The sequence below is a fragment of the Bartonella sp. AD328YNZD genome (genome assembly GCF_042196425.1).
In genome coordinates this window covers 1,456-10,144 of the sequence record NZ_JBHIQG010000067.1, presented here as the reverse complement: position 1 = coordinate 10,144, position 8,689 = coordinate 1,456, and the positions used below count along the sequence as shown (strand labels likewise).

Sequence of the window (8,689 nt, the reverse complement as noted above, 5' to 3'; positions counted from 1 at the left end):
GCGGCATAAAAGCCGCTTTTGCATAAAGTTTAGCCGATATAATCTTTACTCAGAAACTTGCTTTTCAACATCTGTACTTACGGCTGCTGCTTCTACTTTCTCAACAACCTTTTCAGCTTTTTTCCGATAATCTCTCTTTTCAGCGATACGCGCAGCTTTACCTCTCAAGCCACGCAGATAATAGAGTTTTGCACGGCGCACTTTACCACGGCGCACCAGCTCAACACCTTCAATCAAAGGAGAAAAAACAGGAAATACCCTCTCCACCCCTTCACCGTAAGAAATCTTGCGTACTGTAAAGGTCTCATTCAACCCACCACCTGAACGTGCAATACAAACACCTTCATAAGCCTGAACACGCGTCCGTGTACCTTCTGTCACACGCACCATAACACGGACTGTATCTCCTGGCTGAAATGCTGGAAATTGGCGCTTTTCTTCAATTTTTGCACATTGTTCAGCTTCAAGCTGTGCGATAATATTCATTTCTTTTATCCTTCACGTTCTTTATCGAACAGTCAGAGCGCTCAACTCTTACCAAAAAAGCCTTTATTAAGAATAAGGAGCTCTTTAGGCTATGTCTTACACAGGAGCGAATACACCATTCCTTCATTTTAATTTTGGAACTACAGAAAACCTTTTATAAAAAACTCTCTAAAAAGAGAGCCATGCAATACACCACCTTATCATATGAATCAAGTTTTCTGATGATTTTTATCATAACGCGCATAAAGATCAGGGCGACGTTGACGTGTTAACAATTCGGCTTGGCTTTGACGCCAATCTGCGATCGCTTTGTGATGACCTGAGAGCAATACAGGCGGAATACCCCGCCCTTCGAAAAGAGAAGGGCGTGTATATTGCGGATGTTCCAGCAAGCCATTTTCAAAACTTTCACACCTTGCAGAAGCTGCATTCCCCATCACTCCGGGCAGAAGACGTATAATAGCATCTAAGATAACCAATGCGGCTGTTTCACCCCCTGAAAGAATATAATCACCAATAGAAATTTCTTCTAATTCTCGTGCTTCTATGACTCGCTCATCAACCCCTTCAAAACGTCCACAAACTAACGTCACACCCGTATCACGAGCCAAGCTATGCGCGTAAGCTTGGTCAAAAGGGCGTCCACGTGGACTCATCAACAATCTTGGCGAATCCTGTGGACAGCAATCAAGAGCAGCCGCCAATACATCCGCCCGCATTACCATACCAGCTCCCCCACCAGCAGGTTTATCATCAACGCTATGGTGTTTGTCTAAAGCAAAATCCCTAATCTGTACCGTCTCCAGTGACCAAATTCCACGCTCTAAAGCTTGCCCTGCTAAAGAATACCCTAAAAAACCAGGAAACATTTCAGGATAAAGGGTTAAAACGCGCGCCTGAAATTTCATTTTATTTCTTATCCTTATTTTCTTAAACAGATTCTATAATAGCAAAAATAGCACAAACAAGACTTTTAACGCCATAGCGTTAATCTGAGTCTCCTTGATCTGCGCCATATTCAATACGATCCTTCTAAATACTTACACTAAAAAAAGACTCTAAAAATTCAGGACTATTTCGAAATAAAGTGCTTACAATATCTGCTCAAAAGAGCATTTTTAATATTTTCACACATTCCACTTTTTATTGACGAAATTCATCTGTTGTTTTTTACCTTCATCTTTATTTTTAGATTCAAGCTATTTCCTTTTTATCATTTTCTCCTCTATCGCTAAAACCAGCTGCCATGGGATCAACAACAAGAAAACCAGAGTCCATACAAATTTCTGGTACCGCCGCCTTACTAAAGGGAATAAGAACTCTTTTACCCGTATTCAAACGTATTTCAAGCAAATCACCAGCCCCGAAATTAAAAAAACCACATACCTCACCTAAGATTTTTCCCCCACAATCTTGGACACACAAACCTATTAAATCGACTTGATAAAACTCATCCTCCATCAAATCATCAATTAATTGATCACGCATCACATAAAGGCGAATACCATTTAAAGACTCAGCAGTATTACGATTTTCTATCCCTTTAAAACGTACAATCGCCTTATTTTTTTGCATGCGAAGAGTTACAATGTCATAAGAACGCCCCATATCATCATAAAGAGTACCATAAGACTTGAAACGCTGGGGATCAGCACTTAAAATTCTAACAAAAACATCCCCTTTTACACCATGAGGCGTACCAATAATGGCAAGATAGACTTTATTTTTAAGCTTTTCTTTATTATACTTCATGCAAAAATATTATCTCTCAAAAATGAACCCTTCAATCTTATAGTTTTCTATTCAATCTTGTTGCCATATGAGACAATCTTCTAAAAGACCTTTCTTGGTAACAAAAACAAATTAATAAAGGAGAAAGTCTTATGGCAAATATTATGCTATTTTACAAAGATATCACACCAATCAACAAAATTTCCCATAAAAATCTAAAATTTGCTCCTCCAAGTGATATGTCTTTTGCCAAGGATACTCATTGGGTTCCTTTAGCAAGTACTGAATATTTTCAAGCAGCACTAGACTATCCTATTTTATTTATGTGCGCTGAAGATGAACAAAAAAAACGGCACTACACATCCGCAGCTCTTGTCGGTCTTTCTAATGACGAAAATGACTATATCGCTTCTGATAAAAGTTGGAAAAACAATACTTATGTTCCTGCTTTTGTCCGCCGCTACCCTTTTGTTTTGGCACAAATTAGCAATGAAAAAGAACTTTCTGTGTGCTTTGATCAACAGTCCGGTATGTTTAATGAAGTTGCAGGAACAGAACTTTTTAATTCCGATGGCTCTATTTCTCCTTTTATGGAAGAACGTATTCGCTTTCTTGAAAGTTTTAAAATCGCTATGGAGAAAACCTCTGAGTTTATTGATGCTCTTGTAGAAATGGATCTTCTAAGCCAAAAATCCATCAATGTGAAAAACGATAAAGGTCTCTCAGCGCAATTGGAACATTTTTGGGTTGTTGATGAAGAAAAATTGAATAAATTATCAGCAAGCCAACTTGCCAAACTTCATAAAAATGGCTTTTTAGGATTAATTTTTGCGCATTTGATGTCAACGCACAATCTTTTGAAAATACTCTCTCTCAAAGGTGAAAAGCAGCTTATCAATCGTGAAGAGAAACCCCAAAACAAGAATGGTCATTCTAACGATGAAAAATCTAAAAAGAAAGAAACTCTCAACTAGATAATGCCTATCAAAAACGACAAGAGAAAAGATGAAAATATTCCTCTCATTCCAGCAGACCATGCAATTTTAAACGCAAGGAAAAATTGGTTAGAGTGTCTTACCCAAACACGTCGTATGTCAGCACAAACAGTGCAAGCCTATGAACGTGATACGCGGCAATTTTTGTCTTTTCTCTGTCAACACTTAAGCCATACACCAACCCTTACAGATCTTGCTCATTTACGCGTTAGTGACTTGCGTGCTTATCTTGCTTATCGGCGAACAAATAATGTAAGTGCTCGTTCTTTAAGCCGCGGAGTAGCAAGCATCCGTTCTTTTTTCAAATACTTATCACGTGAAGGAATCGTTAATGTTCCCGCAGCTCAACTTATCCGAAGCCCCAAACACCCCAAATCGCTCCCAAAATCTTTAGCGATAAAATCAGCACTTCACATAGTCAAACAAGAAAATCAACTGGAAAATGAACCTTGGATTACCGCGCGTAATGCTGCTGTCCTCATGCTTCTTTATGGCTGTGGAATGCGAATATCAGAAGCCTTAAGCCTCACACCAGAACAATTTTCTGATCCTGAAAAAACAAGTTTATTTATAACTGGAAAAGGAGGCAAAACACGCCTTGTTCCCCTCATAAAAATTGTTTACGAAGCCGTACAAAATTATCTTCAATGCTGCCCATATCCTTTAATAGACAACCAACCCATGTTTCGTGGTGCGCGGGGTGGTCCCCTACAGCCTGCCATTATTCAAAAAGCTGTCCGTAATTTACGTGCAAGCCTTGGTTTACCAGAAACTGCAACGCCTCATACACTGCGCCATTCTTTTGCCACCCATCTTTTATCACGGGGGGGAGATTTGCGCACCATTCAAGAACTTCTTGGGCACGCTAGTCTTTCCACCACACAAATCTATACCCACGTCGATACAGACCATTTGTTAAAAATCTATCAAAAGGCCCATCCCCGTTCCTAAAAACGTCTCATCAAAAAATTAGAGTGTTTCAACCTCAAGTGCCAAAGCGTGAACACAAGTAGCAAGCTCTTCTTTTAAAACTTGATAAATCGCTCGATGTATTTCTACACGCGTCATATTGGAAAAAGAAGAAGATAAAATTTTCACCCGAAAATGTGTTTCTCCTTTACCATCAAAAGCATGTTCATCATGAGGATGTCCCTCATGAAGATGACTTTCGTTAATCACTTCCAGTTTCTGCGGATGAAAAGCATCCTGAAGCTTTCTGTTGATGATTGTTTCTATAGACATTTTTCATTCCTCAAACAAAATGAACGTGCAAAAATACACCTTTTTCATAATAGAATAAGTGTGAAAACAAATTTTTCAAAAGTCAATTCTTGTAAAATTAATCAATTTTGCATAAACCAATAATATGACAATAACATCTAAATTATTCGATTCAATTCGCATAAGCTCAAATAAAAAACAAAAAGCTGAGCCAGAAGCACAACAGTGTCAGTGGGAAGGTTGTGAAAAAACAGGGTCCCATAAAGCACCAGCAGGTCGAAATCACGAAGGACAATATTTATATTTTTGTATTGAACACGTACGCGCCTATAATAAAAATTTTAATTACTTCTCTGGTCTTAGCAATAAAGATATCGCAAAATTTCAAAAGGATGCTCTCACAGGACATCGTCCGACATGGCCTACAGATCTGAGCAATGGTACATCGAAAAAAACAGCCGCGAATTATGCAAAGATTCGCTCTGGAACAGCGGCCTATCAAAATCGCATGCGCGATCCCTTCACGCTTTTTACTGGGCAGCATTCAAGCAATAAGTTTTCACGAAAATTAAAGCCCTTAGAAGCAAAAGCTTTTGATACACTGGGACTACAGGCAAACGCTTCAGCAGAAGACATCAAAATGAAATATAAAGAGTTGGTAAAAAAGCACCATCCTGATTCCAATGGTGGTAATCGTGCTTCAGAAGAGCGCTTTCGTGATGTTTTACATGCTTACAATTTGCTAAAAAAGTCTGGTTTGTGCTGAAAATATGCGCTTATATGAGTCTATTTTCATTTAGACCATCATTATTTGCGCAAAATGTTACTTTTTTTTGCAAAACATTATAGAATACGTAAAAAAATCTTTCTTTAATATCTAAGGCTCTCATTATAGAGCATTGCATAAATACTTTAACTCTTGTATCGTTTCTAATGAATAAATAGCGTCCTCTCCCTTCCAGAAACATAATGACAAATCTTACCGTTGAAAATTTGCCCGATATTACACTTTGTGCTCGCGATCTATTTCATATTGAAACAGATCTGAAAGTCCCTGCTTTTAGCACAAAAAGTCCCCATGTTCCTGATATCGATCCTGATTATCTTTTTGATCAGCAAACAACTTTAGCGATTCTCGCAGGTTTTACCTTTAACCGCCGTGTAATGGTTTCTGGCTATCACGGTACAGGGAAATCAACGCATATTGAACAAGTTGCTGCACGTCTTAACTGGCCTTGTCTTCGCATTAATCTCGATAGTCATGTAAGTCGTATCGATCTTGTAGGAAAAGATGCTATCGTTTTAAAAGATGGCTTACAAATCACTGAATTTAAAGAGGGCATTTTGCCATGGGCTTATCAAAATAATATTGCTCTTGTTTTCGACGAATATGATGCGGGGCGTCCCGATGTTATGTTTGTCATTCAACGCGTTCTTGAAACTTCTGGAAAACTAAGCTTACTTGATCAAAGCCGTGTCATCTCTCCACATCCAGCGTTTCGTCTTTTTGCAACAGCAAATACCGTTGGTCTTGGCGATACAACCGGTCTTTATCATGGTACCCAACAAATTAATCAAGCTCAAATGGACCGCTGGTCTATTGTTACGATACTCAATTATTTACCCCATGATAAAGAGGTTAATATCATTTGTTCAAAGGTCAAATCCTTTCAAACGACTGAAGGAAAAAAGATAATTTCACAAATGGTTCATGTTGCTGATATGGTACGCCAATCTTTTATCAATGGAGATCTTTCAACTGTCATGAGTCCACGTACCGTCATTACTTGGGCAGAAAATACAACAATTTTTCAAGATGTCAGCTTTGCCTTCCGATTAACCTTTCTCAATAAATGTGATGAACTCGAACGTGCCACTGTTGCAGAATTTTATCAACGCGCCTTTGGACAAGAGCTTCCCGAATCACTCATTCATGGTGTTTCGCCTTAAGGAATCTGTCACTCATGGCTACCGATATTGGTGACAACAAAAATCCAGCAAAAGATTCTTCCAACAACACTCTTAATACTGAAGCTTTTAAAAAAGCACTTTCCACCTGTATGCGTGCGATTGCAGGCACAAACAACCTTGAAGTTTCCTTTAGTCATAACCGACCATCTTTGAGCGAAAGTTGTGCACGTTTACCAGAATTACCTCAATACGCAACGAATAAAGACATCACCATTACCCGCGGATTAGGTGATTCCATGGCTCTTCGCAAAGCATGGCATGACAACCGCATTCACATGCAATTTGCTCCACTAGAATCAGAAGCACGTGCTGTCTTTGATGCTCTCGAACAAACACGTGTGGAAGCAATTGGCACGTTAACCATGGAGGGGCTTGCAAAAAATCTTGATGTCATGCTCGCCGATAAATACAAGAGAGCCCATTATCACAAGATTAGCAACCAAAGTGAGGCTCCCATCCAAGAAGCGATTGCACTTTTATTGCGTGAAAAAGTAACAAAGCGCCCTGCCCCAAAAGAAGCGGGCCCTGTTTTAGAATTGTGGCGTCAAGAACTCGAACAAAAAGCCGCAGCAGAGCTTAATGAACTTACACATCATATTTACAACCAACAGGCTTTTGCACAAATCGTTCGCCAAATGCTTGTTACACTCAAAATGACAGTACAACAGGGTGAAGCTTCTAACAGTGAAAACAATAAAAAATTAAAAAACGAATATGAACCTCAAGACCAAGCAGAAGAAGAGAGTAAAAACAAAAAACACGCTCAAAGTGAAGAACAAACCAGCACTGAACAAGAAAGTGATGTGCAAGACGACGGAAAAACACAAGCGACACAATCAAACAACAATGATCAAGCTGACGGCGAGCAAAAAAATGGACCTTGGCAAGAAAAGCCGCACAAACCCAAACACCTTTTTTCCGATTCGGAACAAATGCAAAAACTCGGCAATTATAAAATCTTCACCCGTCAATTTGATGAAATTTTGGAAGCAACAGATTTTTGTTCTGAAAACGAGTTAGATAACTTACGCCGTTCTCTTGATAAGCAAATCAATCATCTCCAAAACATCGTTGGACGTTTAGCAAACCGTCTCCAGCGCCGCTTGATGGCGCAACAAAATCGCAATTGGAAATTTGACCTTGAAGAAGGATATCTTGATACAGCACGACTTCCACGCCTTATTATCGACCCAACACAACCCCTTTCTTTTAAAATAGAAAGTAATACCCAATTTCGAGACACGGTTGTTTCACTCCTCATTGATAATTCTGGTTCAATGCGCGGACGCCCCATTAGCGTTGCTGCAAGTTGTGCCGATATTTTGGCACAAACTCTTGAACGTTGTGGTGTCAAAGTTGAAATTTTAGGTTTTACCACTAAAACTTGGAAAGGAGGAAAATCACGCGAACAATGGCTTGCCCAAAACAACCCCCATAATCCTGGACGTCTTAATGATTTATGCCATATCATCTATAAAAGTGCTGATACCCCATGGCGTCGCGCACGACGCAATTTAGGTTTGATGATGCAAGAAGGATTATTAAAAGAAAATATTGATGGAGAAGCTTTGATTTGGGCACATCAACGCCTTTTATTACGGCGTGAACAACGTCGCATTCTTATGGTCATTTCTGATGGTGCTCCTGTTGACGATTCAACACTATCGGTCAACTCCAGCAATTATCTAGAAAAACATTTACGTGCAGTGATTCAAGAAATCCAAACCCATTCCCCCATCGAACTCATTGCCATTGGAATTGGTCATGACGTCACACGTTATTATCAACGTGCTGTAACAATTATGAATGCTGAAGAACTTGCCGACGCTATAACAAAACAATTAGAAGTACTTTTTAGTGATAAAAGTCCTCATAGTTATAAGAAATAAGCCTTCCTTGAATCAACAACGATTACATTTTAAAAAATTATTTCTATCATTAAACCATCGGAATTTTATGGCTAAAAACCTGAGAAGATAATCCCACAAATTGAATATCAAACTTTAAGGAAGGCTTCTACTTTACTGGATGCATTATGAATTCTAAAAGAAATGCTCCAACCATCTTCAAAAATTATAATGAGTTTGTTTTTACTTTCCGGTTTTATTGCAACGGATAAGTTTTACTTGGAATTCTCCATTTACGTCCATATCCCAAAGTGCCTTTCAAATTAAAAGACTGAATAATCACCCGTTTTTGTCTCGATCTTGTGTTATTTCGTTATATTTAAATATTGAAATACACGTATATAGAAAAATATCTCCACTAGACATAGCTTTAAAATG

The 8,689-nt window shown here is 38.8% G+C and carries 10 protein-coding genes; 5 read left to right on the top strand and 5 right to left on the bottom strand.

Annotated features, from left to right (window positions below):
- Positions 1-45: 45 nt before the first annotated feature.
- From rplS to rimM, 3 genes are all read right to left on the bottom strand, one after another.
- Positions 46-486 (bottom strand): 50S ribosomal protein L19, encoded by a 441-nt coding sequence (rplS, locus tag ACFIO3_RS04985; RefSeq protein WP_375606015.1) that lies wholly within the window; start codon positions 484-486, stop codon positions 46-48.
- Positions 487-695: 209 nt separating this feature from the next.
- The gene (trmD, locus tag ACFIO3_RS04980) at positions 696-1,394 is read right to left on the bottom strand and encodes a tRNA (guanosine(37)-N1)-methyltransferase TrmD (RefSeq protein ID WP_375606016.1); all 699 of its coding nucleotides are present in this window, start codon (positions 1,392-1,394) and stop codon (positions 696-698) included.
- Between the two features lie 286 nt (positions 1,395-1,680).
- Positions 1,681-2,238 (bottom strand): ribosome maturation factor RimM, encoded by a 558-nt coding sequence (gene rimM, locus ACFIO3_RS04975; protein ID WP_375606017.1) that lies wholly within the window; start codon positions 2,236-2,238, stop codon positions 1,681-1,683.
- A 131-nt stretch (positions 2,239-2,369) separates the two neighbouring features.
- On the opposite strand from rimM, the gene ACFIO3_RS04970 reads away from it, so the two are divergent.
- Entirely contained in the window at positions 2,370-3,191 is an 822-nt protein-coding gene (locus tag ACFIO3_RS04970) for a SapC family protein (RefSeq protein ID WP_375606018.1), read from the top strand.
- Between the two features lie 3 nt (positions 3,192-3,194).
- Positions 3,195-4,163, top strand: a complete 969-nt coding sequence (locus ACFIO3_RS04965; protein ID WP_375704153.1) for a tyrosine recombinase XerC — start codon at positions 3,195-3,197, stop codon at positions 4,161-4,163.
- Positions 4,164-4,181: 18 nt separating this feature from the next.
- Here ACFIO3_RS04965 and ACFIO3_RS04960 read toward each other — a convergent pair whose 3' ends face one another.
- A complete protein-coding gene (locus tag ACFIO3_RS04960) occupies positions 4,182-4,454 on the bottom strand; it encodes a BolA family protein (protein ID WP_375606020.1) in 273 nt (90 codons plus the stop codon).
- Between the two features lie 124 nt (positions 4,455-4,578).
- On the opposite strand from ACFIO3_RS04960, the gene ACFIO3_RS04955 reads away from it, so the two are divergent.
- From ACFIO3_RS04955 to cobT, 3 genes are all read left to right on the top strand, one after another.
- Complete coding sequence (locus ACFIO3_RS04955; protein WP_375606021.1) at positions 4,579-5,199, top strand: J domain-containing protein; 621 nt, start codon at positions 4,579-4,581, stop codon at positions 5,197-5,199.
- A gap of 203 nt (positions 5,200-5,402) precedes the next feature.
- Positions 5,403-6,383, top strand: coding sequence for a cobaltochelatase subunit CobS (gene cobS, locus ACFIO3_RS04950; protein ID WP_375614368.1), 981 nt, complete (start codon positions 5,403-5,405; stop codon positions 6,381-6,383).
- A 14-nt stretch (positions 6,384-6,397) separates the two neighbouring features.
- On the top strand, positions 6,398-8,293 hold the full coding sequence (cobT, locus tag ACFIO3_RS04945) for a cobaltochelatase subunit CobT (RefSeq protein WP_375704152.1): 1,896 nt from the start codon (positions 6,398-6,400) through the stop codon (positions 8,291-8,293).
- Positions 8,294-8,400: 107 nt separating this feature from the next.
- Here cobT and ACFIO3_RS04940 read toward each other — a convergent pair whose 3' ends face one another.
- Entirely contained in the window at positions 8,401-8,511 is a 111-nt protein-coding gene (locus tag ACFIO3_RS04940; protein ID WP_375608480.1) for a HaeIII family restriction endonuclease, read from the bottom strand.
- Positions 8,512-8,689 lie beyond the last annotated feature (178 nt).

Bases quoted from the DNA above. Each gene is read 5' to 3' on its own strand.
- ACFIO3_RS04970 (WP_375606018.1), top strand. From the start codon at position 2,370: ATGGCAAATATTATGCTATTTTACAAAGATATCACACCAATCAACAAA.
- ACFIO3_RS04960 (WP_375606020.1), bottom strand. From the start codon at position 4,454: ATGTCTATAGAAACAATCATCAACAGAAAGCTTCAGGATGCTTTTCAT.
- rimM (WP_375606017.1), bottom strand. From the start codon at position 2,238: ATGAAGTATAATAAAGAAAAGCTTAAAAATAAAGTCTATCTTGCCATT.
- ACFIO3_RS04955 (WP_375606021.1), top strand. From the start codon at position 4,579: ATGACAATAACATCTAAATTATTCGATTCAATTCGCATAAGCTCAAAT.
- cobT (WP_375704152.1), top strand. From the start codon at position 6,398: ATGGCTACCGATATTGGTGACAACAAAAATCCAGCAAAAGATTCTTCC.
- trmD (WP_375606016.1), bottom strand. From the start codon at position 1,394: ATGAAATTTCAGGCGCGCGTTTTAACCCTTTATCCTGAAATGTTTCCT.
- ACFIO3_RS04965 (WP_375704153.1), top strand. From the start codon at position 3,195: ATGCCTATCAAAAACGACAAGAGAAAAGATGAAAATATTCCTCTCATT.
- rplS (WP_375606015.1), bottom strand. From the start codon at position 486: ATGAATATTATCGCACAGCTTGAAGCTGAACAATGTGCAAAAATTGAA.
- cobS (WP_375614368.1), top strand. From the start codon at position 5,403: ATGACAAATCTTACCGTTGAAAATTTGCCCGATATTACACTTTGTGCT.